Source organism: Serpentinicella alkaliphila, assembly GCF_018141405.1.
GTDB classification, from domain to species: Bacteria; Bacillota; Clostridia; order Peptostreptococcales; family Natronincolaceae; genus Serpentinicella; species Serpentinicella alkaliphila.
Genome location: NZ_CP058648.1, coordinates 595,855 through 618,968, shown reverse-complemented (window position 1 = coordinate 618,968; position 23,114 = coordinate 595,855). Strand labels below are relative to the sequence as shown.

The 23,114-nt window shown below is 32.5% G+C and carries 22 protein-coding genes and 1 pseudogene; 18 read left to right on the top strand and 5 right to left on the bottom strand.

Going from position 1 to position 23,114, the window contains the following annotated elements; genetic code table 11:
• Positions 1-22 precede the first annotated feature (22 nt).
• The 7 genes from HZR23_RS03185 to HZR23_RS03155 all read left to right on the top strand — a co-directional run bounded on the left by HZR23_RS03185 (position 23) and on the right by HZR23_RS03155 (position 6,055).
• Complete coding sequence (locus HZR23_RS03185; protein ID WP_132848730.1) at positions 23-490, top strand: hypothetical protein; 468 nt, start codon at positions 23-25, stop codon at positions 488-490.
• Positions 491-708: 218 nt separating this feature from the next.
• A complete protein-coding gene (gene tsaE / locus HZR23_RS03180) occupies positions 709-1,167 on the top strand; it encodes a tRNA (adenosine(37)-N6)-threonylcarbamoyltransferase complex ATPase subunit type 1 TsaE (protein WP_132848731.1) in 459 nt (152 codons plus the stop codon).
• Positions 1,164-1,877 (top strand): tRNA (adenosine(37)-N6)-threonylcarbamoyltransferase complex dimerization subunit type 1 TsaB, encoded by a 714-nt coding sequence (tsaB, locus tag HZR23_RS03175; RefSeq protein ID WP_132848732.1) that lies wholly within the window; start codon positions 1,164-1,166, stop codon positions 1,875-1,877. Before tsaE ends, tsaB begins: the two co-directional genes overlap by 4 nt.
• Entirely contained in the window at positions 1,867-2,316 is a 450-nt protein-coding gene (rimI, locus tag HZR23_RS03170; RefSeq protein WP_165913699.1) for a ribosomal protein S18-alanine N-acetyltransferase, read from the top strand. The genes tsaB and rimI overlap by 11 nt, the downstream gene beginning before the upstream one ends.
• 39 nt (positions 2,317-2,355) lie before the next feature.
• Positions 2,356-3,591 carry an efflux RND transporter periplasmic adaptor subunit gene (locus HZR23_RS03165; protein WP_132848733.1) on the top strand — a complete coding sequence of 412 codons (1,236 nt, stop codon included), beginning with the start codon at positions 2,356-2,358 and terminating at the stop codon, positions 3,589-3,591.
• A 19-nt stretch (positions 3,592-3,610) separates the two neighbouring features.
• Positions 3,611-4,816 carry an ABC transporter permease gene (locus HZR23_RS03160; protein ID WP_132848734.1) on the top strand — a complete coding sequence of 402 codons (1,206 nt, stop codon included), beginning with the start codon at positions 3,611-3,613 and terminating at the stop codon, positions 4,814-4,816.
• Positions 4,817-4,849: 33 nt separating this feature from the next.
• Positions 4,850-6,055 (top strand): ABC transporter permease, encoded by a 1,206-nt coding sequence (locus HZR23_RS03155; RefSeq protein WP_132848735.1) that lies wholly within the window; start codon positions 4,850-4,852, stop codon positions 6,053-6,055.
• A gap of 150 nt (positions 6,056-6,205) precedes the next feature.
• On the opposite strand, the gene HZR23_RS16825 is transcribed toward HZR23_RS03155, so the two are convergent.
• Together HZR23_RS16825 and HZR23_RS16820 are read right to left on the bottom strand one after the other, a co-directional pair.
• Complete coding sequence (locus HZR23_RS16825; protein ID WP_249536737.1) at positions 6,206-6,790, bottom strand: transposase; 585 nt, start codon at positions 6,788-6,790, stop codon at positions 6,206-6,208.
• A gap of 47 nt (positions 6,791-6,837) precedes the next feature.
• Positions 6,838-7,383: pseudogene (locus HZR23_RS16820) on the bottom strand (IS110 family transposase).
• Between the two features lie 276 nt (positions 7,384-7,659).
• On the opposite strand from HZR23_RS16820, the gene HZR23_RS03145 reads away from it, so the two are divergent.
• Positions 7,660-8,361: an ABC transporter ATP-binding protein gene (locus HZR23_RS03145; RefSeq protein WP_132849583.1), complete on the top strand. Its 702-nt coding sequence runs from the start codon at positions 7,660-7,662 to the stop codon at positions 8,359-8,361.
• Between the two features lie 185 nt (positions 8,362-8,546).
• On the opposite strand, the gene HZR23_RS03140 is transcribed toward HZR23_RS03145, so the two are convergent.
• Complete coding sequence (locus HZR23_RS03140; RefSeq protein ID WP_165913776.1) at positions 8,547-8,723, bottom strand: hypothetical protein; 177 nt, start codon at positions 8,721-8,723, stop codon at positions 8,547-8,549.
• Positions 8,724-8,838: 115 nt separating this feature from the next.
• On the opposite strand from HZR23_RS03140, the gene tsaD reads away from it, so the two are divergent.
• Positions 8,839-9,870: a tRNA (adenosine(37)-N6)-threonylcarbamoyltransferase complex transferase subunit TsaD gene (tsaD, locus tag HZR23_RS03135; protein WP_132849584.1), complete on the top strand. Its 1,032-nt coding sequence runs from the start codon at positions 8,839-8,841 to the stop codon at positions 9,868-9,870.
• A gap of 115 nt (positions 9,871-9,985) precedes the next feature.
• Positions 9,986-10,156: a hypothetical protein gene (locus HZR23_RS03130; RefSeq protein ID WP_165913777.1), complete on the top strand. Its 171-nt coding sequence runs from the start codon at positions 9,986-9,988 to the stop codon at positions 10,154-10,156.
• Between the two features lie 310 nt (positions 10,157-10,466).
• Here HZR23_RS03130 and HZR23_RS03125 read toward each other — a convergent pair whose 3' ends face one another.
• A complete protein-coding gene (locus HZR23_RS03125; protein ID WP_132849585.1) occupies positions 10,467-12,389 on the bottom strand; it encodes an ABC-F family ATP-binding cassette domain-containing protein in 1,923 nt (640 codons plus the stop codon).
• A 482-nt stretch (positions 12,390-12,871) separates the two neighbouring features.
• On the opposite strand from HZR23_RS03125, the gene HZR23_RS03120 reads away from it, so the two are divergent.
• The 7 genes from HZR23_RS03120 (at position 12,872) to HZR23_RS03090 (ending at position 21,636) form a co-directional block, all read left to right on the top strand.
• Positions 12,872-14,461, top strand: a complete 1,590-nt coding sequence (locus HZR23_RS03120; protein WP_132849586.1) for an L-lactate permease — start codon at positions 12,872-12,874, stop codon at positions 14,459-14,461.
• A gap of 297 nt (positions 14,462-14,758) precedes the next feature.
• Positions 14,759-15,409, top strand: coding sequence for a redox-sensing transcriptional repressor Rex (locus HZR23_RS03115; RefSeq protein ID WP_132849587.1), 651 nt, complete (start codon positions 14,759-14,761; stop codon positions 15,407-15,409).
• A gap of 1,077 nt (positions 15,410-16,486) precedes the next feature.
• On the top strand, positions 16,487-17,275 hold the full coding sequence (locus HZR23_RS03110) for an electron transfer flavoprotein subunit beta/FixA family protein (protein WP_132849588.1): 789 nt from the start codon (positions 16,487-16,489) through the stop codon (positions 17,273-17,275).
• A 21-nt stretch (positions 17,276-17,296) separates the two neighbouring features.
• On the top strand, positions 17,297-18,316 hold the full coding sequence (locus HZR23_RS03105) for an electron transfer flavoprotein subunit alpha/FixB family protein (protein ID WP_132849589.1): 1,020 nt from the start codon (positions 17,297-17,299) through the stop codon (positions 18,314-18,316).
• Positions 18,317-18,507: 191 nt separating this feature from the next.
• On the top strand, positions 18,508-19,647 hold the full coding sequence (locus tag HZR23_RS03100; protein WP_132849590.1) for an acyl-CoA dehydrogenase: 1,140 nt from the start codon (positions 18,508-18,510) through the stop codon (positions 19,645-19,647).
• Positions 19,648-20,105: 458 nt separating this feature from the next.
• Positions 20,106-21,245: an acyl-CoA dehydrogenase gene (locus HZR23_RS03095; protein WP_132849591.1), complete on the top strand. Its 1,140-nt coding sequence runs from the start codon at positions 20,106-20,108 to the stop codon at positions 21,243-21,245.
• 220 nt (positions 21,246-21,465) lie between these two features.
• Entirely contained in the window at positions 21,466-21,636 is a 171-nt protein-coding gene (locus tag HZR23_RS03090; RefSeq protein ID WP_132849592.1) for a DUF362 domain-containing protein, read from the top strand.
• A 131-nt stretch (positions 21,637-21,767) separates the two neighbouring features.
• Here the strand turns inward: HZR23_RS03090 and HZR23_RS03085 are convergent, their stop codons facing one another.
• Positions 21,768-21,938, bottom strand: coding sequence for a DUF362 domain-containing protein (locus HZR23_RS03085; protein WP_132849593.1), 171 nt, complete (start codon positions 21,936-21,938; stop codon positions 21,768-21,770).
• Between the two features lie 168 nt (positions 21,939-22,106).
• Between HZR23_RS03085 and HZR23_RS03080 the strand changes: the two genes are divergently transcribed.
• A complete protein-coding gene (locus tag HZR23_RS03080) occupies positions 22,107-22,922 on the top strand; it encodes an Asp23/Gls24 family envelope stress response protein (RefSeq protein WP_132849594.1) in 816 nt (271 codons plus the stop codon).
• The last annotated feature ends 192 nt before the right edge of the window (positions 22,923-23,114 follow it).

Genomic DNA, 23,114 nt, shown 5'->3' with positions numbered 1-23,114 from the left:
TGCATTTGAAAAGGGGTATTTTATGATAGATCCTATGCCGCTTAATTTCCATCTACTTTGTTTAGTTCCAGAGGCTTTTTTAACTATCACTCTAGGGACGATGTTCATAGGTATTAATGTAAAATGGAGCAAAACACTAATTACTTCATTGGCACAAAGTATGTTTATGTATATATTAGTTGTAAATTATAATATTGATATCATAGCTATTTATAACTATATAACTCTAGTAATTTGCACAATATTAATAATGAGAATTGGAATAAAGAATTCTATAATTTCTATTGGATTTGCTATGGCTATAGGAATACTTTTAAAGGGAACTAGTACTCTTGTATTGTTATCAATAACCGATATCTCAGTTATTGAAATATATTTGAAGAATTGGGTAAGATTTATATTCCTTATTCCTTATTTTCTAGAGCTATTACTAATTATTATATTAGTTAGAAAATATAGGTTTAATTTAGAACCTAGGCTTAATCTTTAATAAATCCTTAAAACTAACATATACTAATGGTCTTAGATGGTTTAAGACCATTTTTATTTTGATAGTACAAAAGTATATACGAAGGTGATATCAGAAGATCGGAAATTATATGACTATTAGGAAGGAAAAAATAAAAGTCTTTTCCTTGAAGTTGTGTTAGAATAAAGAAGTGACTATAATTGAAGGTATAACAAAAGAGTAATTTAAGAAGGTGAAATATGTTATCAAAAAATATAAATAATTTAGAAGAGACACAAAAATTAGCATATAAATTAGGTAAATTAGTTAAATCTGGTGATGTTATTTGCTTGATAGGAGACTTAGGCGCGGGTAAAACAACCTTTACTCAAAGCCTAGCAAAGGGTATGGAGGTTAATGATTATGTAACTAGCCCAACATTTACTATTGTCCAGGAATATGAAGGACGATTACCCCTATATCACTTTGATGTATATCGCATATCAGATGCAAGTGAAATGTATGACATAGGCTTTGATGAATATGTATATGGACAAGGTGTATGTGTTATTGAGTGGGCTCATTTAATAAAGAATGTTTTACCAAAAAATTATTTGTGGATAGAGTTAACCCATGTTGAGGAAGACAAAAGAAAAATCCATTTGGAATATACCAATGATTATTATAAAAATCTAGCAGAGGAGATGTTAGCTGAATGAACATTTTAACAATAGATACATCTTCTATAGTTGCATCTGTTGCAATAGGTGATGAACAAAAACTTATAGCCGAATATACAATTAACCATAAAAAAACCCATTCTCAAAAACTATTACCAATGGTTGACGAAATGCTAAAGAGCTGTGATTTAAAAGCAAAGGATATTGATGTATTTGGGGTATCCTTAGGTCCAGGTTCCTTTACTGGATTAAGAATAGGTATAACTACAACAAAAGTAATGGCTCAGGCCTTAGATAAACCTGTAGTAGGCATATCTACATTAGAAGGCTTAGCATATAATGTGCCATACTTTGGTGGATTAATTTGTCCAATTATTGATGCCCAACGTGAATCGGTTTATAGTGCTATATATAGCTGGAAGGATAATGAATTACAGACCTCGCGGGAAGCGGATGTCCTTGAGATTAATGACTTAATAAACATTCTTAAGGATATGAATAGACAAGTAATCTTTTTAGGTGATGGAGTAGAAAAGTTTAAACCTATAATAGATGACAATATACCGGAAATAAGCTCCTTTGCTACTTCAAATTTAATGTTTCCAAGAGCAGGGGCTATACTTGAATTAGTAAGAAAAAAATACGAACATGGATTATTTAATAAAGCTCACGAAATACTTCCGATATATATGAGAAAATCACAGGCAGAAGTACAATATGAAGCGAGGATGATGAGCTGTGAAGGATAGAGTAAATATAAGGCCTATGGTCTTAGATGATATAGAGCAGGTTGTAGAGATTGAAAAACTTTGCTTTGCAATACCTTGGACTTTTCATGCCTTTAATCAGGAGCTTCGTGAAAATAAGCTAGCAATATATTTTGCTGCAGAACAGGACGATAAAATATTGGGATACGGTGGGGCTTGGCAGGTGTTAGATGAGTTTCATATAACAAATATTGCGGTACATCCACATTTTAGAGGACTTAGTATAGGTAGAGAGATAGTTGAACGAATAATAAAAGTTGCTTATGAAAAGCAGATTAAAAATATTACCTTAGAAGTCAGAAAGTCTAATATAGTAGCCCAAAACCTATATAAAGATTTAGGGTTTAAGCTTGGGGGCATAAGAAAAGAGTATTATGATGATAATCGTGAAGATGCATTTATAATGTGGAAGGAATTGTAGAATTAAAATACTCACTTGCATATTGAAAGGGGAGACAATATGGAAAGAAATAAGAAAAAGAAATTTATTTATGCTTCAATTTGTATTGTTATAGTGTTAATCGCTTCCTTAGGCATGGTATATTCTTCAAAAAACAATCAAAAACTTGTATCTGTAACTGCAAAGGTAGTTGAAACTGGAGATATTGTAGTTAGGGTTCCTGCTAATGGTGTTATAGAAGAGGTTAATCGTCATCTAGTAGTCCATGAAAGTGTTGCAAAGGTCCTGTCCGTTGAAGTTAAAGAAGGGGAATCGGTTGTAGAAGGCCAAGTGCTAGCACATTTAGAACCAAATGATGTTTCTGTTAGAAAACAAATTAAAGAAAGTCAGCTAGCTATGGAAAAGTTAGATCTAGAAAAGCTAGAGAATACTAGGGAAAGAACTAGAATAAATTTATCTCGTGCAAAAACAGAAGCTAAGGAAACTGCTGAGAGAAGTAAGGCCCTATATGAGGCAGGGGCAATTTCTAAAATTGAGCTTAACAAAAGTATTGAGGCCTTAGAAAATGCAGAAAGAGAATATTTAGATTTTAACGTTTTTAGAGACGGATTATCAATAGATATAGAAAAAATGAAAAGAAAGATTGATGTAACAAAATTAGAAATTAAAGAACTAGAAAAGGAGCAACAAAGGGCAGGTACACTGATTACTAGTCCTATAAATGGTATAGTGACTAAAGTTAATTTAGAGAGAGGGATGACCGTTTCTCCTACAAACCCTAGCTTTATAATCTCCGATTTAAGTGAACTAAAAATAGAGATTAATGTAAGTGAATATGATATATCAAAAGTGAAAGTTGGACAACTTGTTGAAATAAATTCAGATGCCATAGGGGACGGAACCCTTTTTGGTGAAGTTGAAAAAATAGCTCCAGTAGCTACAAGAATAGCCTCTGGACAAGTTAACGAGACCGTAGTTCCAGTAACTATTAAGGTAGATGGAACTCATGAAGGGGTTAAGCCTGGGTTTAGTGTTAGAACGAGAATTGTTAGTGAGCAAAAAGAAAATGTTATAATAGTGCCATTTGACACAATTGTTTCAGAACAAAACGGAGCAAAGATTGTATGGATTGTTACTCCAGATAATATACTGAAGAGAGTTGAAGTTCAGACAGGAATAGAATCAGACTTCGAGATAGAAATAATTTCTGGAATTAATAAGGGTGACACTGTTGTCTTGAATCCATCCTCTAATTTGAAAGAAGATATTAAAGTCAATGTTAATCTTAGGGACTAACTTATAGGGGAGGGGACCTATGAATATTATGGAAAATGTAAGATTAGCCTTATCTTCAATAGGTGCTAATAAAATGCGCTCCTTTTTAACAATGTTAGGTATTATTATTGGTATTGCAGCAGTTGTGGCTATATCAGCCATTGGAAATGGTGGTAAGTATCAAATACAAAAAAGTATGGAACAATTCGGTACAAATCGTTTAATGATATATATGAATTGGGCCAAGCAATCAGAGATTACTCGAAGGGACTTCCTTACGGACAGGGATATTGAGGCACTTAGAAAACTTGAGGGTATAGAGGCAATAACACCTATATTAGAGGAGAATTCTGCCTTAAGTGTAAAGGGTAATAGGATAAGTGTAATTCTAGTTGGAGCAAATGAAGATAGCCAGATTATTACAAATGTAGAGTTATTAAAGGGAAGGTTTATTACTGATGATGATGTAGCCCGTAGAACTAATAACATAGTTATCTCAGAAAGAGAAGCAAGAGAATTGTTTGGGACAATAGATGTTATTGGGGAGCAGGTTACTATGAATACCTTTAGGGGTCAAATAGAGTTAGTTATAGTCGGAGTAAGTAAGTATGAAGACAATATGTTCAGTGGTGCTATGAATAATGGCAGAGCCCAAATATATGTTCCTATTTCCACTATTATGCGTATATATAATTTAACGGATTATTACGGAGTAAATATTAAGGTTACAAATAAGGATAATATGGAGCAAATATCGGAACAAGCAATTAAGCTATTGGAAAGGCTTCATAACAATAAAGACAAATATACGGCCTTTAATATGGAGCAAATGCTACAGACTGTTAATAAAGTTCTGGGAACCGTAACAAGAGTACTAGGGGCTATAGCTGCTATTGCATTGCTGGTTGGAGGAATTGGAATTATGAATATAATGCTAGTTGCAGTTTCTGAGAGAATAAGGGAGATCGGAATTAAAAAGGCAATAGGTGCAAAAAGAAGTACTATACTTCTTCAATTCCTTACAGAATCTGCAATTATATCACTTTTAGGAGGCATTATTGGAATTATAATTGGATATATTATTGGTTTTATTATTTCTTCATTTTTAAATCTTCCACCACTTATTCAGCTAAAGGAAGTCCTTATTGCATCTTTTGTTGCTATTGGCATTGGAATTATATTTGGAGTTTATCCTGCTAATCGTGCTTCAAAATTAGATCCCATTGAAGCCCTTAGATACGAATAGTAAACGAAATAATTTGATTATGGGGGCGTAGCTATGATATTATTTGAAACTTTCATAATTGCCATATCAAGTATTTGGTCAAATAAATTACGTTCCAGTTTAACTATGCTTGGTTTAATAATTGGTATATTATCTGTAGTTGTAATTACTACTCTTGGTAACGCAGCTCAGGCGGATATGACAAATGCCTTCGATAAATATGGTAAGGGAAAACTAAATATGAATCTAAGATTTAACGCGGATAGGCCTGTAACCTATAGAGACTATTTTAGTGCTGAAGACATAGAAGCTATAAATCTACAACATGAAATAGTAGCCATATCTCCGGAATTAAGAAGGTGGATGACATTAAAATATAAGGATAAAGAAATTAGAATAGATATAATGGGTGTTAATGATAAATACGATCAAGTAGAAACCATGGATCTTATAAGTGGAAGGTTTCTGACAGACCAGGATTTAGTTGGTAGAAGAAATGTTATTATTATTGATGAGAGAACGGCTAGAAATTTGTTTGGTACTACAGAGTGTATAGGTGAAATAGTAACTCTAACAAGTTCAGCATATACAACGGAAATGATGATTATAGGTGTAGATAAAATGTCGGACTCAGCACTTATTAATATGGCACAAGGGGATTATTCTTACGGCTTTATGCCTTTAACCTTAGCTGCAAGACACTATGTAAATGATAGATATCCACGATTTATGATACAGGCTGTAGAGGGCTTAGATTTAGGTTACATTGGTGACCGAATATTAAATTTACTTGAACGTAGAAATAAAGAAAGAGCCATGTATAGAATCTTTACTAGGGAAAATGAATTCAGTCAAGTATCTACCGTAATTACTCTTTTAACTAGTATTATTGGTGGAATAGCTGCTATATCCTTATTCGTCGGTGGAATAGGAATAATGAATATTATGTTAGTGTCTGTAACTGAAAGAACGAGGGAAATAGGCATAAGAAAGGCTCTAGGTGCAAGACGGGGAGTTATACTACTACAATTTTTGGTAGAGGCCGTAATACTATCCTTTTTAGGAGGAGCAATTGGACTTATTTTAGGCCTATTGATTAGCTTAGGTATTGTAAATATATTTGGTTTATCCTTGGTTATTTCAGTTAAATCAATAGCATATGCATTTATTTTTTCTATAATGGTAGGAGTAATATTTGGTGTTTATCCTGCAAATAAAGCATCAAAATTAGATCCAATTGATGCCCTTAGATATGAGTAATAACTTAAATTAGATTGAGACTAACTATATGAAGTCAAGAAAAATTTCGTATTTAAAGAAGTCATGAAGAAAATAATTTTAAAGACATCTATTACAAAAAAATGCATGACAAACAGAGCAACTCAGTTGCTCTGAAAAAAATAGATTAAATTAGACTTGTGGAACAAATGCAGTATTGTTTTTTAGGAGGTAGTAAATTACCCTAATTAACTTTTTACCGACATGGCATCTGGCAACATTGAAGTGTTTGCCTTCAGAACGCTTTTTGACCATATAATCACTAAAGACTTTATCGCGCATAGCAACAAGTCTAGATGCTTGCATAATAGCCCACCTAAGGTATGTAGAGCCTCTCTTAACCATTGGAGTTTTAGATGCATTGTAAGTCCCAGATTGGTAAGTAGAAGGATCCATACCTGCAAATGCAAGAAGTTTAGTCAAGTTGGAGAAACGATCAATATGACCAATTTCGGCTAATATAATGGCAAATAGAGTATATCCAATGCCAGGAATAGTAATGAGTGGGGTATTGAGTTCTTGTACGACTAATTTAATTTGATTATCTAATGCATCTATTTCTGTTTGTACAGATTGTATGAGGCGAATAGTTTGTTGTAATTCGAAGGTCAGAGAGCGATTGCTTGACCCAATAGATTTGATAGCAAGCTCTTTTAAAGCAATTGCTTTCTCTTTGCTATATTTACCTTTAGAGGTCGTTCTTATTAGGTTTGTCAACTTTGTCAGATTGCAGTTGTAAATACTATCGGGGGTTGGTAATTCAATTAATAATGCATAGCCGAACTTTGGTGTATAGACCAAAATAAGCTTGGCAATTCAGGAAAAATGATATCTATTAAGCGACTAACTGAAAGTTTAAGTCTAGAACGGTAACTAACCATTCTATGACGGTGTCTTGTTAGTGACTTTAGCTCCTGAATCTGATATGATACTGGTGAATAGGATTTAGATTCATCAGTAAAGAGCATAGTTGCAATGACCTTAGCGTCGGTCTTATCTGTTTTAGTTTTCCTAAGGGTTTGAGCCTTACGGAAAAGATTAGTAGCCAATGGATTTAGGATGGTGACCTGAAAGCCTTTGGAATACAGATAATTTGTGATATTTGTCTTTGTAATGACCTGTTGATTCAAGTCCTATTTTTACGTTGTTAATACTCTTGGGCCAAGAGCAGAAAGGATAGAAGAATATAGGGTATCAAAACCTTCCTTAGAATTAGAAATACGTAAAGAATTAGTATGAATAACACCATCAGAGTCTAAGATACAGCAATCGTGTTTAGCTTTGGCAACATCAATGCCCACAAATAACATAGTAATCAACTCCTTAAATATAGTACGCTATGTTTCTACAAACCCTATGTTAAATGTATCCTTGCTATATATAAAACGTCAAAGCGTTATCTAACTAATTAACAAATGAACATAGAGCTGTGGTTATAGCCTCAAAAGAAACAGTCGGCTGTATAGGGACAGCTGCCGTAGGTGAACAAACTAATCCACAGCGCCTATAAAGATTATATAGAAAATAATCTAGAAAGGAAAATGTATAATGACTTCCCCTATGTTTTCATTATACAAGGTGAACTCATGATTGAAATTAAAAACTTATTTAAGACATATAAAAATGGAAGTATATCTGTCCAAGCCTTAGACGGAGTAGATCTAAGGATAGAAGAAGGTGAGTTTGTTGCTATTACCGGTCCATCCGGCTCAGGTAAATCCACATTTATGAATATTCTAGGTTGCTTAGATAGAGCTACTGAAGGATTGTATGTTTTAGCAGGAGAGAAAATTGAAGCATTATCGGATAATGAGTTGGCGGATATTCGTAATCGTAAAATTGGATTTGTTTTTCAATCTTTTAACCTATTACCAAGAACTACGGCCCTAAAAAATGTTGAACTCCCTATGCTTTATGCGGGAATAAATAAAAAAGAAAGAAAACAAAGATCCTTAGATGCTTTAGCTAGAGTAGGATTAGCAGACAGAGTAGACCATAAGCCAAATGAGCTTTCAGGTGGACAAAAGCAAAGAGTTGCCATTGCAAGGGCATTAGTAAATAATCCATCTATAATCTTGGCAGATGAGCCTACTGGAAACTTAGATTCAAAGTCAAGTCAAGATGTTATGGAGCTATTTAAACAATTAAATAATGAGGGGGCAACAATAATTATTGTTACCCATGAAGCAGAAATTGCTGAACAAACAAATAGGATAATTAGTTTTAGGGATGGTAAAATGCTAGAGGATATTAAGGTAGCAGAACCTGGAAAAGGATATGCTTTATAGGAGCGATATTTATAGTATATAATATATGGTGTTGGTAATTAAAAACCAGCACTTTTTTCATGTATTAAACATAAAATAAGAACTCCCCTAACTTTAAAAATAAAGTGGGGGGAGGTTCTTGAATGCAAGAATCAAAAATTGTTTTTTGTAAGGGAATATATTATAGAATCCATAGTTTATATATATTACTTTTTATCTTTACCTTGTTTGCTTTGATTTTCGGGGGAATGTTGTGCTATATTCATAATAGTTAAATCCGTAGCACTTATTGGATTTAGCATTCCATCAGATAATATATTATTTTCAGCAATTGCTTCAGTAAAGGATTTTTTATCATTATCATTTTCATCAAAATTACTCATAATATAAATACACTCCTTTTAAAAATATTTTGTCCTAATTTTAGTATTACAAAAAAACTAAAAATAGTTTATAGAAATTTTTGTTTAAATTATTTAATATGTAGGAGAGAGATAAATGGAACAGTTAAGTAAATGTAAAAAAGAAGTTATTACCTTAGCTATAGAGACTAGTTGCGACGAAACTTCAGTTAGTGTACTTAAAAATGGAAGAAGGGTACTTTCCAATGTAATCCATTCACAAATAGATCAGCATAAAAAATTTGGTGGTGTTGTACCTGAAGTTGCATCGAGACAACATATAGAACTCATAAATCAAATTATTGAAACTGCACTAAAAGAGGCTGAAGTTACCTTTGACGATTTAACCCATGTAGGAGTAACATATGGTCCAGGATTGGTTGGAGCTCTCTTAGTTGGTTTATCCGCAGGAAAGGCCATTGCCTTAGCAAAGGATATTCCTTTAAATGGAGTTAATCATATCGAGGGTCATATTTATGCGAATTTTATTGAACATCCAGAGCTAGAACCGCCATTTATTGCATTAATAGTATCCGGTGGACATTCTCATTTAGTGTATATGAAGGATTATGGTGATTATGAAATATTAGGGAGAACAAGAGATGATGCTGCAGGAGAGGCCTTTGATAAAATTGCTAGGGCATTAGAACTTGGCTATCCTGGTGGACCTTTAATAGATAAGCTAGCAAAGGAAGGGAATAAGGATAAAATAAAGTTCCCTAGAGCCTTTTTAGAAGATAACTCATTCGACTTTAGCTTTAGTGGCCTCAAATCAGCAGTATTAAACTATATTAATACACAAAAAATGAAAAACGAGCCGATTATTGTAGAAGATGTAGCCGCAAGTTTTCAACAGGCTGTAATAGATGTATTAGTTCATAAAACAGTACAATGTGCAATTGATAAAAAAGTTAAGCAAGTGGTTTTAGCAGGTGGCGTAGCGGCAAATAGTGGGCTTAGAACCAATTTAATTGATAAATGTAAACCCTATGAAATTGATGTTAAATATCCGTCTCTAAATTTATGTACAGATAATGCAGCAATGATTGGTTGTGTTGCTTACTATGAGTATATTAGAGGTATAAGGTCAGGATTAGATTTAAACGCAATACCTAATTTAAAATTATGATCAAAAGTAACATTACCATAAATTACAAGTTATAGATAACATTACTTGTATTATTCCCCTAACTATTCATATATAATTTACTATGTATAAAAATATCGGATTGGGGGAACTTTTTATGGAAAAATTGGCATGGATGCGAAAGATTGATGGAAGCATGGAAAAGCTATCATTACTACAATTAATTGATTCAATGCACGAAGTGATTGATGTCTTAATTACTAATAATCAAGAAAAAGAAGCCTTAATTAAGCAACTTAAGGAGTCATTAGAACAAAAGTCTTTATAACTACATATTATTTTGGTTTTATGTCAATTTTATTTTTCCCGTTCAATAATAGAATGGGATTTTTTATACCCAATTTTATAAAATTTATTCACAGTATTTTTGTTAACAAAAATGTGGATAATGGGGAAAAAATGTTATTAAACTTATATACACTATTCTATCTGTGGATAAAACTGTGGAAACTGTGGAAAAGATGTGGATTAGTGTGAATAAAATATTTTAGAGAAATTTGTAAAAAAATCAAACAAAAAAAAGAATATTGAAAAGTTAACATAAATTGCAGTATAAATAAAAAAACAGGGGTTAGATACTATTCTAACTCCTGCCATTCCTCATAAAGATTATCTATTTTTTCCTGTAACTGTTGAAATTTCTCGTGGGCTTCTTTGCTTCTATCAGGATTTGAATAAACCTCTTCTTCGCACATAATAGATTTTAACTCTTCTAATCCCGTTTCTAGTCTACTAATTTCATCTTCAATATCTTCTTTTCTCTTCTGCAACTGTCGTATTTTAGCTTTTTCTTCTTTTTCCTTTTTTCGGTCCTCTTTTATTTGAGTTTTTGTTTTCGATTCTGTGGATAAAGTGGAGTTGTTTAAAAGTTCCTGTTCTCTTTTTTTCTCAATATAATAGCTATAGTTTCCTAAAAACTCTTCACAGTTATTTGGAGTTAACTCTATTATTTTTGTTGTAACTCTGTCCAGGAAGTATCTATCATGGGATATAACAAATATAGTGCCATCATAGTCAATAAGGGCATTTTCTAAAACTTCCTTTGAAGAAATATCTAGATGATTCGTAGGCTCATCTAATAGTAGCAAGTTAGAATTAGAAAGTATTAATTTTAAAAGTGATAAACGGGCCTTCTCCCCACCACTTAAGGATTTGATTTGTTTAAATACATCATCTCCTGGGAACAAAAATGCTCCGAGAAGAGTACGAATTTCAGTTTGATCTAATTTTCTATATTCATCCCAAATTTCGTCTAAAACTGTATTCTCTGGATTTAAATTATTTAGTTCTTGGTCATAGAGGGAAGTTGTAACCTGGTGTCCAAAGGAAATGGACCCGGAGGTACTATTCACCTCATTTGTTAGTATTTTAAATAAAGTGGATTTACCTATGCCATTTGGACCAATTAATCCAACTTTTTCTCCTCGATATAAAGAAAATGAAATATTATCAAATAAATTATTTCCTTCGAAGGACTTGGATAGATTATCAACATTTAATACATCTCTGCCACTTTGACTAACTGATGAGAAACTTAGATTAACGGCTTTTTTTTGTGACATTGGAGTTTGAATATTATTTTCTAGTTTTTCAAGCTGTTTTTCTCTGCTTTGGGCCCTTTTAACTAGTTTTTCTGTTCCATGCTGCTTTAATTTTCTAATAATATCCTTTTGTCTCAAAATTTCACTTTCCAGGGCCTCAAACTCCCTGGCCCTTTGCTCTAACAGCTGTTCTTTCTTTTTCATAAATTGTGAATAGTTTCCGGTAAAGCTCAGTAGCCCCATGTTTTCTATTTCCATTATTTTATTAATTACTTGGTTTAAAAAGTATCTATCATGGGAAATTATTAAGACTGTGCCTGAATAATCTTTTAAGAAACCTTCCAACCATTCAACAGAGCTAATATCTAAATGGTTCGTAGGCTCGTCTAGTAAAAGAATATCTGGTTTAGAAAGCAATAGTTTTGCTAAGGCTACTCTAGTTTTCTGACCACCACTTAGGTGACCAATAGGCTGGGAATAGTTTTCCTCAGTAAAGCCTAAGCCCCGGAGAACACCTCTGACTTCACTACGAAAACCATAGCCGTTTAAATTATTAAATGTTTCTAAAATTGTAGAGTATTCTTCCATTTTTGCTTCCAAAAGTCGGGAGTTAGGATCCTGAACACCTAAATCAGCAATTTCATTTTCTAATTTTTTTATATTTTTTTCCATTTCTATTAAAGCAGAAAAAACTTTTTCCGTTTCCTCGTAAATAGTATTTGAAATATCAAATGTATGGTTTTGTTTTAAATATCCTATTTCTGTTGATTTAGAAACAAAAATATTTCCACTATCAGGTTTAAGTTCACCAGTAAGAATTTTAAATAAAGTAGTTTTACCTGCACCATTAGCACCTATTAAACCTACTTTATCACCGTGGTTAATACTAAAGGTTATATCTTTAAGTATATCCTGTATTCCATAGGATTTACTAAGTAAATGACAAGAAAGTACAATCATTATTTATAAAGCCTCCTAAAAATATGATATATATAGTTTACCAAAAGAAAATAAATAAATAAACTGCGGACTAAATACAATTGTTTAAATTGTGATAATTTTGGACAACATAATTTAGTAGGTAAACTATATTCATCATAAGAAGTTTAAGGACAAAAAAACAGGGGATAATACAATTATCCAATTGCAGGGATTTTACATGTTTTTAAAGTATGAAAACATTGATTTAAACGGTTTTTAGAGTACTAATTGATTAATCATTGTTACCATAATACAATTTTTTTGTCGAAATATGTGGAAAACCTGAGTGTAAAGTGTTAATATTATTATTGTCGTCTTATATCCTCTTGATTAAATAACTCCATAGAAAAAAACTAACATAAATTTTTCGTAGTTTTAGTTACAGTTAAGGAGGTGGAGATAGAGGGGTTAACTCGAGGTATGACAGAACGTATTTTTAAATTTTAGAGGAGGTTAAGTATATGTTATTGTTAACTGCATTTAGTGCTATAATTGCACCGTTTTTATTTTTAGTTATTCTAAGAATGCCTGCAAAAAAAGGGATGTTATATAGTGCAATTATCGTATTGTTACTAGGCTATATGGTTTGGGGAGTAGAAACTACTGTTATTGCAGCTTCATTTTTACAAGGTTTGCATAGAGCTATAACGATATTATTAATTTTATTTGGAGCAATTGTTCTATTAAATACTCTTAAAAATACTGGAGCTGTTGATAGAATTAATGAAGGTTTTAGAGGCATTTCTTCAGATATGCGTGTTCAAGCAATCATCGTAGCATATTTATTTGGTGCATTAATCGAGGGAGCTGCAGGATTCGGAACTCCAGCAGCAGTAGCAGGACCACTTCTTGTTGCACTTGGATTTACACCTTTAGCCGCTGCAACTCTATCTTTAGTTGCTGATAGTGTTCCTGTATCATTTGGTGCTGTAGGAACTCCAGTAATTGTTGGATTAAGTAATATTGAAGGGGTAAATCAATCATTTTTACAAGATATTGCTGTAAGAATTACTAGAATGGATTTTCTTGTTGGACTATTTATACCTTTTATGCTAGTATTCCTTTTAGTATTCTTCTTCAGTAAAGGTAAAAGAAATATGAAAGATGCATATGTAATGTTACCTTGGACTTTAATGGTTGGTGTTGTATATACTGTATCAGCTGCTATATACGCCGCTTTATTTGGACCAGAGTTTGTTTCTATACTAGCATCTCTTACAGGTTTAGCAGTAGCTTCTATTACTGCAAAAAAAGGTATTTTACTACCTAAAGAAACTTGGAATGATGCATTAGTTGAGGGGTTCAAAGTTGAAACTAAAAAATCAGATATGGGTCTAATAGCTGCATGGACTCCATATTTAATAGTAGTAGCCTTATTACTTGCTACAAGAATAGTTCCAGCAGTAAAAAGTTTTACACAAACATATGTAGATTTAAGCTGGAGAAACATTCTTGGAATTCAAGGTATCAACTCAGGATGGCAAGTGTTATATTCACCTGGAACAATTTTAGTTATTGCCGCAGTTTTAGCTGTATATATACAAAAGAGTTCTTTCTCAGCTTTTACAGAGGCTTCAAAAGTATCTATGGGTTCAGTAATGGGAGCTGCTTTAGCTTTAATACCAACATTAGCACTAGTACAAGTATTCACAAACTCTGGAATGAATACAAGTGGATTAATACCGATGCCTCAGTACATTGCTAATACAATGGCAGATACTCTTGGTGGTGTATGGTTATCAATTGCTCCATTCCTAGGAATTCTTGGGGCGTTTATTACAGGTAGTGCGACTGTTTCTACATTAACATTCTCACCAATTCAATACAGCGTTGCTCAACAAATGGGATTAAGTACAAACTTAGTATTAGCACAGCAGGTAATGGGTGGAGCTGCAGGTAATATGATTTGTGTACACAACGTTGTTGCTGCTACTGCAGTAGTTGGATTAGTAGGTAAAGAAGGAGATGTTATTAGAAAAACATTAGGACCATGCATCATCTACGGTATTTTAATAGGTATCGCTGGTATGGTAATGTCTACTATGATGTAATTCTATAGACATTGATAATTGTTTTAAAGATATAACAAAAAGGGAATTCCGTAAAAGGGATTTCCTTTTTTAAATTAAAAATATATTTTTTTTACAGGAGTATATATACAAAGTTATCCTTTTACTATCTCGGGCAAATTTTGTTAAATTTGTGGCATAATAAGTGATTATACTAATTTACACATTATTAAAAATTTGTTATAATCGGTATTAATTCGAAGAATAATCTTTATAATAAAGGTATGTGAAATGAATAGCTTGGACGGATTATAATAAGAATGTAAGGAGAAGATACACATGGGTAAACAATATGGAAAAATTTCGATGGCTGTAATTAGGCGTCTACCAAAGTATCATCGCTATTTGAGAGATTTACTAGACAAAGATGTGAACAGGATTTCTTCTAAGGAGCTAAGTATACTAACAGGCTTCACTGCATCCCAAATAAGACAAGACCTAAATTGTTTTGGGGAATTTGGACAGCAAGGTTACGGATATAATGTGGAAGAGCTATTTCATGAAATTAGAAAAATTATTGGGCTTACAAAAACATACAACACAATTATAGTAGGGTACGGTAATATGGGTAGAGCAATTTCAAAGTACACTAACTTTACTAAATCAGGTTTTACGTTACGAGGAATTTTCGACAATGATCCGGCAATGATAGGAAAAGAAGCTGAAAACATTACTATTCAATCTGTCGATGAGCTAGAAGCATATTTGAAAAATAATAAAGTTGATATTGCAATTATAAGTACACCTAGAGATTATGCTCAGGAGATTGCTACTAAATTAAGCAATGGTGGAGTTTCAGGTATATGGAACTTTGCTCCTGTAGATTTAAAGGTTTCAAGTGATATCTCAGTAGAAAATGTTCACTTAAGTGATAGTTTATATACATTATCTTATTTGTTAAGTCAAAAAGATGATAAGACAGAAAAATGATTATATATTGAACAATAACACAAGAAATTGATTGTTTTTTATACAAAGTATATTTTAATATACTTATTGAATAATAAAATAGTGTAATTTGCTTAGTGTAATTTGGAGAAGTGTCTGATTTTGCTACAAAAGTATTATAAAAAATTTTTTTTATAGTTTTATAACAAACCATTTACACATTATATAGTTTTATGTTAAACTATCTATGTTGTTATTTTTATATCAAACTTGCATTACATATTATTGTAAGGCTACATATTACAAAACAAATTATGTTTAGTTTATAATTGAATACTCAATTATTAGTGAGTTGAGTCCAGCCAGCCATAGTATTGACTTTAATTTATTAATGTTTTTATTATTAAAGGAGGGTAGATATACAATTCAACAAAAGACTAGTGTGCCAAAGGTTATGGTACTGAGTGTAACGATTTAAGCTATACAGCATAATAAAAAACAAACTCGAATTATTACATATTTATTTAATGGTTCGAAATATCTATTACTAACAATATTTAAGCAGAAACCTTTATAATAATGGCCATAACAGAGATTTTTAAAGGGAGTAATTAGTAGTACAAATTAACTCAAAAAATTCCTTATTTGATGTTTCTAAAATTGATTTCTCTATAGCTCACATTTATCAAATACTTAAGAAAGATTTGTATTATGTAAGACTAGAAATAATCTATCAGAGAATAGAATAGGGGTTTATAGCAATGAGGCGCTAGGTAGCTGAAGGGCTTAAAGCTAGGCTTATAGTTATTTTAGGTTAGAGGGTTAAATATGTTTGGGAAAGACAACAATTTAACAAACTTATATAGCCAAGTTAAGCTATCTATTGTAAAATTTGCAAAATATGAAAGTATTAAGTTTAAGCATATTACTTATTATTAAAGTAATAACTGTAAGGTAAGTAATAAGACTGTATAACAATTTAGCATCCTAGGCAAAACTATTTGCATCTGAAACTGCAATGTAGGTTACACTAATAGCTGTACATTTTACATGTAGTTTATAGATATACTGCAAGGTAATGGCAGGAAATGTAATTAAATAATAAGGGAGGTCATACAAGTGAAAATTATAGTTTGTGTAAAGCAAGTACCAGATACAAATGAGATTAGAATCGATCCAGTTACAGGTACATTAATCCGTGATGGAGTACCAAGTATATTAAATCCAGATGACAGAAATGCTGTTGAAGAGGCGTTAGTTCTAAAGGATAAAAACCCAGGTTCTCATGTAACAGTAGTAACAATGGGACCACCTCAAGCAAAAGAAATTCTTTTAGAGTGTTTAGCAATGGGAGCAGATAGAGCTATCCTAGTAAGTGATAGAGCGTTTGCTGGAGCAGATACATGGGCAACATCAGAAACATTAGCAGGAACAATCAAAAAAATTGGTGAGTATGACGTAATCTTCTGTGGAAGACAAGCTATCGATGGAGATACAGCTCAAGTAGGACCACAAATCGCAGAAAGATTAAACTTACCACAAGTAACTTATGTAGAGTCACTTGAAGAGCAAGGTGCAGAATTATTAGTGAAAAGAAAATTAGAAGATGGATACGAAATGATTAAAATAGCTAAACCAGCATTATTAACAGCTATTAAAGAATTAAACGTACCAAGATACCCATCAGTAGGTGGAATCGTAACTGCAGTACAAGAAAAAGAAATTGAAGTATGGTCAGTGAATGATATTCAAGTAGATCTTGATCAAATAGGATTAAAAGGATCCCCAACAAAAGTTAAAAGATCCTTTACACCAGAAGTAAAAGGAAAAGGTGTAATGTTAGAAGGTACGCCTCAAGAAGTAGCAGTACAATTAGTAGCAAACTTAAAAAGTAAGCACTTAATCTAGGAAAAGGGGAGGTTAAAGAAAATGTCAAAAGATCTAACAGCATACAAAAATGTATGGGTATTTGCTGAGCAAAGACAAGGCCAAATAATGCCTGTAGCTATAGAGTTATTAGGAGAAGGAAGAAAGCTTGCTAATGAAATCGGAGTAGAATTATGCGCGATGTTATTAGGAGATAACGTAGAAGGATTAGCTAAGGAATTAATAGCATTCGGAGCAGACAAAGTATACTTAGCACAATCACCATTACTTTCAACATTTACAACTGATGGATATGCAAACGTAATCACAGATATGATTAACGAGTATAAGCCAGAAGTAGTATTATGTGGAGCTTCTCATATCGGAAGAGACTTGGCGCCAAGAGTAGCTGCTAAAGTAGGAACAGGATTAACTGCAGACTGTACAAAATTAGAAATAGATGCAGAAGATAAAAAATTACTTCAAACAAGACCAGCATTTGGTGGAAATATCATGGCGACAATCATTTGTCCAAACCACAGACCACAAATGGCTACAGTAAGACCAGGAGTTATGCAAAAAGCTGCTAAAGACGAGAGCAGAACTGGTGAAGTAGTAACTGTAGATGTTAAACTAGCTAAAGAAGATATCAGAACAACTGTAGTAGAAGTTGTTAAAGAGAAAAAAGCTAAAGTTAATTTAGTAGAAGCAGAATTTATCGTATCTGGAGGAAGAGGAGTTGGAAGTAAAGAAGGCTTCGAACTACTTCAAAAACTTGCAGATAAATTAAACGGGGTAGTAGGAGCATCTAGAGCGGCAGTAGATATCGGATATGCTGAATATCAAAGACAAGTAGGTCAAACAGGGAAAACTGTAAGACCACAAATCTATATCGCTTGCGGTATCTCTGGAGCAATTCAGCATTTAGCTGGTATGCAAGAATCAGATTATATTATCGCAATCAATAAAAACCCAGATGCACCAATCTTTAAAATTGCTGATTACGGAATAGTTGGAGATTTACACCAAGTAATTCCTCAAATAATTGCAGCTTTAGATAACAAAGAAAATATTTTTCTATAAGATTTAAAGATTAATAAATAAAAGGTAGATATTCTTTTAAGAATATCTACCTTTATTTTTTTGCAAAATTCTAAAATATGGCATAAAATTTGCACAAACAACTGGTAAGACCAAAAATAATTATAAAAGTAATTAGTTTTAAGTATTAAATATTCTAAATATTTTTTTAAAATTTAAAGGGAGGGAAAATTATGAATTTTAATTTAACTGAGGAGCAAGAAGCAATTCGAGAGTTGATTAGAAATTTTTCGTTAAATGAGGTGAAACCTCTAGCTGCAGAGGTGGACAAAAATCATAGGTTTCCAGAAGAAACTGTTCAAAAACTTGCTGAAACAGGATTTTTAGGAATGGTTATTCCTACGGAATATGGTGGAGCTGGGACGGATGACTTAAGTTATATTATATCCGTGGAGGAATTGTCTCGTGTGTGTGCCACAACAGGAGTAATAGTATCGGCCCATACATCATTATGCTGTTGGCCAATATATAAGTTTGGTACTAAAGAACAGAAGGATAAGTATTTACACGATCTAGCATCGGGTAGAAAGCTTGGGGCCTTTGCCTTAACGGAGGCAAGTGCTGGTACAGATGCGGCGTCTCAGCGCAGTGTAGCGGTATTAGATGGTGAAGAATATATAATAAATGGTTCAAAGGTGTTTATTACTAATGGTGGGAAAGCTGAAACCTATATAGTATTTGCAATGACAGATAAAACTAAAGGTTTAAAGGGAATAAGTGCTTTTATAGTAGAAAGTACAACTCCTGGGTTCTCAATTGGTAAAAAAGAAGATAAACTTGGAATTCGTGGTTCCTCCACCACGGAGTTAATATTTCAAGATATGAGAATTCCTAAGGAAAACCTACTGGGTAAAGAGGGTGACGGGTTCAAAATAGCTATGCAAACTCTAGATGGTGGAAGAATTGGTATAGCAGCTCAAGCCCTTGGAATTGCACAAGGGGCTTTAGATGAAACTATAGAATATGTTCTTGAAAGACAACAGTTTAATAAACCAATAGCATCATTTCAGGCAATACAATTCGAAATTGCAAATATGGCAACACAAATCGAAGCAGCAAGACTTCTTACTTATCAGGCTGCTACGGCAAAACAAGAGGGTAGACCATACAGTAAACTAGCTGCTATGGCAAAACTTTTTGCAGCAGAAACAGCCATGTATGTTACTACAAAAGCAGTTCAACTTCACGGTGGTTATGGTTATACTACAGATTATCCAGTAGAAAGAATGATGAGAGATGCAAAAATTACCGAAATATATGAAGGTACTTCGGAAGTACAGAGAATGGTTATTGCAGGGAGCGTAATTAAGTAAAGTCCTATTCCTATTTGATTCTCTATAGAGTCTAACTATGGTAATAAGATTTAGGGGTATTTATATGATGAATATTAGTAAAACACAGATAGATATTCTATGAATATCTACTATAAAATAGCCTGTTGCATTATTGCAAACGTTTGCTTAAATGCAACGGGCATATAATTTATTGAAATATTAAGCTTTTATAATCTGGAAATAAAGTTTGTCCTAGTTTGGGTGCAAGTTTGCAACTTATTTGATTTGAATATTAATTGAATTACTTATTAGTAAAGCAGTAAAAAATGTTTAAAAATGTGTAAAATTCAGTATTGTCAACTACCTAATTTTTAAAATGACTAGATGAATTGATTATTGGCATACAAATTGCAACTCTTATTTTTATTAGTTTAAATGCTAATTATATATACTGGGTTACTTTTAAATAACTATATAAATAAGGGGAGGAAAAGTACATGAATTTTAATTTAACAGATCAACAAGAAGTAATTAGAAAAATGGTAAGAGACTTTGCTCAAAAAGAAGTAAAACCTATCGCATCTGAAATTGACAAAAACCATAGGTTTCCAATGGAAACAGTTGAAAAATTAGCTGAAATGGGCTTGATGGGTGCAATTATGCCTGAGGAATATGAAGGGTCAGCCCTTGATGATTTAAGCTATATTATGGCTATAGAAGAGTTATCCAGAGTATGTGGGACTACGGGATGTATTATATCAACTCATAACTCTTTAGTTTGTTGGCCAATATTAACATATGGAACAAAAGAGCAAATAGATAAGTATTTACCTGACGTGGCAAGTGGTAGGAAAATAGGTGCATTTGCGTTAACTGAGCCAAGTGCCGGTACTGATGCAGCTTCACAACAGACTAATGCTAGATTAGAGGGTAATCACTATATTATAAATGGTTCAAAGATATTTATAACTAATGGTGGTGTGGCTGAAACTTTTATTATTTCAGCTATGACAGATAAGTCAAAGGGTTTAAAAGGAATCAGTACATTTATAATTGAAAAATCATTTCCTGGATTCTCAATTGGAAAGATTGAGGACAAATTGGGAATTAGAGGTTCAAGTACTACAGAATTAGTATTTCAGGATATGAAAGTACCAAAAGAAAATCTATTAGGTGAAGAGGGACAAGGCTTTAAAATCGCTATGACTTCATTAGATGGTGGAAGAATAGGAATTGCGGCACAGGCCTTAGGTATTGCTCAAGGGGCATTAGATGAAACAATTAAATACGTACAAGAGAGACAACAGTTCAACAAACCTATCTCTAAGTTCCAAGCTATTCAATTTGAAATTGCTAATATGGCAACTCAAATTGAAGCAGCTAGACTTTTAGTATATCAAGCTGCTTCTGCAAAAAATGAAGGTAGACCATATGGTAAATTAGCTGCTATGGCTAAACTGTTCGCAGCAGAAACGGCAATGTATGTTACCACGAAAGCAGTTCAACTACACGGTGGATATGGATATACTACAGACTATCCGGTAGAAAGAATGATGAGAGATGCAAAAATAACAGAAATATATGAGGGTACGTCTGAAGTACAAAAAATGGTAATAGCAGGTAGTGTGATTAAATAGTAAAAAAATTTGAAGAAAAAGTTTGTGTGGTCTAGAAAGGAATTCTACAACCTTTAATGCAATTGATAATAATAAGAATTTTATACTATAACTGGAAAATATTGAAGGGCAAGGATTTGAGCCCTTTAATATTTTTTTAAAATATTTATTTGATTTTCAACTGCAAATAGATTATAATAATTATTGTAATTAATACATAACAATTAAGGGGGAAATATAAATGGCTTTTGTTATTAAAGATGCCTGTATTAGCTGTGGAGCATGTCAACCTGAGTGTCCAGTAGATGTAATCGCTCCAGGAGACGGAATTTACGTGATTGATGAGAACGGATGTATTGACTGTGGAGCTTGCGCAAGCGTTTGTCCAGTTGATGCAATTCACCAAGCGTAATTAAAAACAATTAATTTTATTAAAAGAAAAGGTATTCATATGAATGCCTTTTCTTATTTTTTTGTGTAAGACTTGCATTGTCATTAGCAAAAAAATAAATGTTGGACAATTTATCCAACATTTATTTTCAACTAATTCGGAACAGGTGCGTCAACAGGGCATACATTAGCACATGCGCCACAATCGATACAACCATCTTCGTCGATTACATAAATACTATCTCCTGCTGAAATAACATCAACTGGACATTCTGGCTCACAAGCACCACAACTAATGCAAGTGTCTTTTATTACATAAGACATAAATTACTTCCTCCTCTTAAAGATATAAAGTAAATTGTTACTTTATTAGTTAGTATAACAATATAAAACGATAATAATCATTAGATTAAAAATTTATGTTTAAAATATATTAAATTGCTAATTATGATACAATATATATAATATTTACCATTAATAGGGGTGTTTTAAATGAGAGTAGTTGTATTGGTTGGACCAAGTGGTACAGGAAAAAGTTATCAGGCTATGTCTTTAGCTAATAAAGAAAGAATAGAATATATAATAGATGATGGACTTTTGATTAGTGGAAACAAAGTATTGGGAGGTTCATCTGCTAAAAAAGAAAAGACTAAGCTAGCTGCAGTAAGAAGGGCCTTATTTTTGGATAATGAACATAGAAATAAGGTTATTTCAATCTTAGATAGAGAAAAGCCGGAATCTATTTTAGTGATAGGCACTTCTAATAAAATGGTTGAAATGATTGTGGATGCACTTAAGCTCGGTGAAATTAGTAAAAAGGTAAATATAGCAGATATTTCTACAAATGAAGAAATAAAAATTGCAAGTAAAGTTAGAAAAAAAGAAGGAAAACATGTTATACCAGTTCCAACATTCGAGATAAAAAAGCAATTCTCTGGTTACTTCTTGAATCCACTAAGAATTTTCAAACGTTTAAGCAAGGATGAAATACAGGAAATGGATGAACATTCTGTTGTAAGGCCTACATTTAGCTATCTAGGGAAGTACACTATTTCTGATCGCGTAATTAGGGAGCTTATACATTACACATCTAATAAAATAATTGGCATCTATAAAATTGAAAACATCTATATAACAAACTTTAATGTCGGTATAATAATAGAAATGGATACACATATAGTCTATGGAAACCCTATAAGACCTATAATAGAGCTTGTACAGGAAAGAGTAAAGGAGGAAATTGAAGAGATGACCTCCCTAAATGTAATTGCAGTAAATATATTTGTAAAAGGTTTAGTAGACCTATAGTCAAAAAATTCAATCATAATTACAAAAAAATTTATAGCCTACAAAAAACGCATTAATATTTTCTATGTTATTTACAAGTACTTAATTGGGGTGTATATTGAAGTTAGAAAGGAGCATATTTCATTTAAATAAAATAGCATTTTAATGCTAAGAATAAGTTTAGACAATACATATTTAAAATGGAGGTTTTAA